This is a genomic window from Arthrobacter sp. B0316-1-20, assembly GCF_059091865.1.
Genome location: NZ_JBNHHC010000186.1, coordinates 1 through 3508 on the forward strand (window position 1 = coordinate 1; position 3508 = coordinate 3508).

General features: G+C 67.6%; 3 protein-coding genes and 1 pseudogene. 3 read left to right on the plus strand and 1 reads right to left on the minus strand.

Annotated features, from left to right (window positions below; translation table 11 throughout):
* The 3 genes from AC5RW2_RS41505 to cpaB all read left to right on the plus strand — a co-directional run.
* Positions 1–439 (plus strand): 5-formyltetrahydrofolate cyclo-ligase (locus AC5RW2_RS41505; protein ID WP_494075321.1); only part of this gene is annotated, 439 nt, incomplete at its 5' end.
* Between the two features lie 74 nt (positions 440–513).
* On the plus strand, positions 514–822 hold the full coding sequence (locus AC5RW2_RS41510) for an FmdB family zinc ribbon protein (protein ID WP_494030193.1): 309 nt from the start codon (positions 514–516) through the stop codon (positions 820–822).
* Between the two features lie 96 nt (positions 823–918).
* Entirely contained in the window at positions 919–1623 is a 705-nt protein-coding gene (gene cpaB / locus AC5RW2_RS41515; protein ID WP_494030192.1) for a Flp pilus assembly protein CpaB, read from the plus strand.
* Positions 1624–1899: 276 nt separating this feature from the next.
* Here the strand turns inward: cpaB and AC5RW2_RS41520 are convergent.
* Positions 1900–3508, minus strand: a pseudogene (locus AC5RW2_RS41520) (AAA family ATPase); the annotation flags it as partial.

Here is a 3508-nt window from a genome sequence, read left to right on the forward strand (position 1 = left end):
ATCGACGCACCACCTCCTGCCGGCACTCGACGAAGCCGGGTACAACATCGTCCTGCCGGTGTGCGAGCCTGCCTTCCAGCTGAGCTGGGTCCGGTGGACCCCGGAGGTGGACCTGGAACCCAGCCTGCTGGCACCGGTGCGCGAGCCTGTCGGCCCGCGGCGGGGCATCGACGTCATGGCTACGGTAGGAACGGTGGTGATCCCGGCACTGGCTCTGGATACCAACGGCAACCGGCTGGGCCAGGGCGGCGGTTTCTACGACCGGTTCCTGGCACGGCTGACGGCCATGCCCGAGCGGCCGCGGCTGGTGGGCATGGTCTATGCGAATGAACTGGTTGCTCCCGGAAGTTTCCACTACTCGGAACTCGACATCCCGCTCGACGGCGCCGTGACGCCGCACGGGTGGCACTGGTTCGGGCGCCGAAACGTGTACAATTAGCACTCGGATTCAGCGAGTGCCAATCAGCGATCGGCACGGGCGGGTCCAGCCACGGTTTTTCAGGAGGAATCACAGTGCCCACTTACGCCTACGCCTGCAAGGACTGCCAGCACGCATTCGACATCCAGCAGTCCTTCACTGACGACGCGCTGACCGTCTGCCCCGAATGCAGCGGGACCCTGCGCAAGAAGTTCAACAGTGTCGGCGTCGTTTTCAAGGGCTCGGGCTTCTACCGCACTGATTCCCGTGACGCCAAGGGCTCCGGCACGCTGCCTTCGGCGACGGCCAAGGAGGCCGGTTCCACGGCTCCTGCCGCCGCAGCTTCCACTCAGGCGCCCGCCAAGACGACGGCGGCAGCCAAGGCGACGGCGGCAGCCAGCTAACCGCTGCATCCCTCCACAGGCGAGGGCCTGGCCAGATTATCCACATCCGGCAGTGACCGCCTGCCCCATCGGGGAACATCTTCCTAGCGTGGTGCCATGCCACGCACACAGTCATCCCCGAAATCGCCCGGCCTGCCGGACCGCCTGAGGCGCTGGGCGCTGCGCCGACGCCGGCTGCTGGCTGCCTTCCTGTTCTGTCTGGCCGCCGGCATCGCCGTACACGAGCTCACGCCTGCCAGTGAGATCCAGGTGCCCGTCGTCATGGCCGGCAATGACATCCCCGCCGGCACCGTACTGACCGCGGAGCATCTGCAGCTGTCCCGAATAGCTCCATCCGGGCTGCCGGATGCCGCTTATGAAGCGCCGGATCCGCTCATCGGGCAGCAGCTGGCATCACCGGTCCGGCGAGGATCGATCTTCACGGACGCCTCCATTGTCGGGCCGGGACTCCTCACGGGCGCACCGCCCGGGACGGTTGCCGTCCCGGTCCGGCCTGCAGACCCTTCCACGCTCCAACTGCTGGGACCCGGCCAACGGATCGATGTGGCATTGAGCACCGGCAACGGCTATGAGGAGACCTCAAGCACCAGGATCCTGGCCCACGGTGTCGTCGTCCTCTGGACCTCTACCGGCGAACAGGATGCACAGTGGCTGGGCGCACCCGGGGGCGAAGGCCTGGTGGTAGTTGCCGCCGGCCCGGATGAGGCGACCGCCTTGGCCGGTGCATCGAGCAGCGGCCAGGTCCATGTTGTCCTGACGGGATCGGATCAGCTGCCGCCAAGCCAGGCCCAAGCGGGATGACAGCCGGGAAGGACCAAGACGCCGCACCTCCCGGCAGGGATCATCCCCAGTGGGGCGGACGCTGGTCGTGAAGCCATGCGTCCCGGTCCTCGTCACGGTCGCCCCAGGCACGAGGATCATCCTCCGCGGCTCGGCTGGGGATCACGCTCCCAGTGCCGGCCGAACGCCGCGGATGGTCCGTTCCGGCGGCGGCACCGGTCCCGGCCGCGGGACCGGTCAGGGCGGCCGCGCCGGCGCCGTTCGCGGGCTCTGTACCGTTCACAGGTTCAGTGCCGTTCACCGCGTCCGCGCCCTGTCCGGGCCGGTGCCAATAGCCGTGCCGGACCCGCTGGTCGCGCCAGCGCTGCCGGCCGTGCCCATGGCGGCGTTGTCGGTGTCTGCGTTGTCCGTGTCTGCGTTGTCCGTGTCGGCGTTCTCCGAGCCAGCGTTGTCCGAGCCGGTGTTCTCCGAGTCAGCGTTGTCCGAGCCGGCAGCCGGAGAGTCTTCAGCTCCCTCGGCAACGGCACTGTGAACGTCGGCACTGGGAACATCGGCACTGTGAACACCGGCACTTGGACCGGGGGTATGCCCAGCTGCCTGTACCTTGCGCAGGTTCGCAGCGTGCAGCGGTTCCTCCGTCTCCTTAGGTGCAGGAAGCCCCAGATAGCCGCCGATGAGGTTGGCACATCCTGACGGGTCCGTAAAGACCTCGATGGTCCACAGCGGCATGTAGCGCCACCCCAGACGCTCGAGGAGCTGGGGCCGAAGGCGGCTGCGTTCCCGCACGCTCGCGGTCCGGTACCGCTGCGTACCGTCGGATTCGATTGCCATGGGCGTGATGACCACATTGTGCGGCGCCGTCAGCGGGTCCGGCGCTGCGACGATATCCAGTACACCGTTGTAGTGATCCCAGACGTTGGCCCCGCGCCGCCGCAGCCGTCCCACCAGATCAGCCACCAGCGGATCCTCATTCACCTCCGCGGCAGAAACGAGCGACGCACCGAGTCCGGCGTCGTCCCCAAGCTCACGCCTGAGCAGCTCATAGAAGTCCAGCGCGCCGTTGCCCAGGCGTGCGGGGTCGAGGTCATCCGGGGTGAAGCAGGTCAGGACATGCAGCTGGTTCCTGGCCCGGGTCATGGCGGTCACGAACAGGCCGCGCCCGTCCGGACCGGACAACGAGCCGAAATTGTGCAGTGCCCGGCCGTGCGGTGTCCGGCCAAAGCCCAGCGAAAAGATGATGCAGTCCCGTACGAGGCCTGCCGCGTGTTCGACCGGCACTACCCGGAAAGATTCCCGCCCGGGCTTGAAGAAGTCCGCGGCCCAGGGATGGTTGGCCATCTGGAGCCGAATCGCCTCCGCCAGCCGCGCAGCATGCCGCACCCCGGCCGTGACGACAGCCAGCGATTGGCGCGGACGCCGCCGCACGTGCTCGAAAACCAGGTCGACGGCGCGGTTGACCTCGGCGGCAACGCTTTCAACGCCATCAAGGTCGGCAGTCGGCATGCCCGTTCCATCGGCGATGTATTCGACGGTCAGCGCACGTCCCGCCCCGGCCAGGGACCGGGCATCCGGCAGCCGGCTCAGCCGGCCATCGTAGAACGTCGTGTTCAGGTACTGGATCAGCGCCTGGTCCACTCCCCGGTACACGACATTAAGTTCGCGGCTGGGCAGGACCTTGGCAAGGGCGCCGAAGGCGCTCTCCAGTTGCTGCTCCCCCGTGTCGGACACAGGTTCAGTTCCCACGGAGAACGGCTGCGGCCCGGCCAGGCAGCCGTCGCCGAAGGCGATAACCTGCCGGGCCCGCCCAATGGCCGGAACCGCAGACGGCAGGGAAATCGATTCGGCTTCCAGGATCAGCACCGCGTCGAACTTCTTATGCGGCGGCAGTACCGTCGGCAGCACCAAC